This window comes from Chitinophaga agrisoli (genome assembly GCF_008386695.1).
GTDB classification, from domain to species: domain Bacteria; phylum Bacteroidota; class Bacteroidia; order Chitinophagales; family Chitinophagaceae; genus Chitinophaga; species Chitinophaga agrisoli.
Map to the genome: position 1 here is coordinate 1 of NZ_VUOC01000075.1, position 290 is coordinate 290.

General features: G+C 48.3%; 1 protein-coding gene. It reads left to right on the plus strand.

All coding sequences use genetic code 11. The features are described from left to right. Positions 1–290: hypothetical protein (locus F0L74_RS33720; RefSeq protein WP_213087174.1), on the plus strand; the 290-nt coding region annotated here is incomplete at both ends.

Consider the following 290-nt stretch of genomic DNA (forward strand, 5'->3'; position numbering starts at 1 on the left):
CTAATGCGGAAGCTACGTTAGCACAAGAGCTAAATACCTTCTATGCTCGCTTCGACAGCGCTGCGAATGCTAACGGTGCTAACACTGCTAACGGTGCTAACATCATACCTACTAAATGCACACGGGTAGAGAGAGCGCGTCCAGACACCGCGTTTATCATCTTCGAGCACGAAGTGAGAACAGCCTTCAAGAGAGTAAACACCAGAAAAGCTGCAGGTCCAGACGGCATTACAGGACGAATTCTGAAGTCCTGCGCTGATCAATTAGCCCCGGTATTTACAAAGATCTTT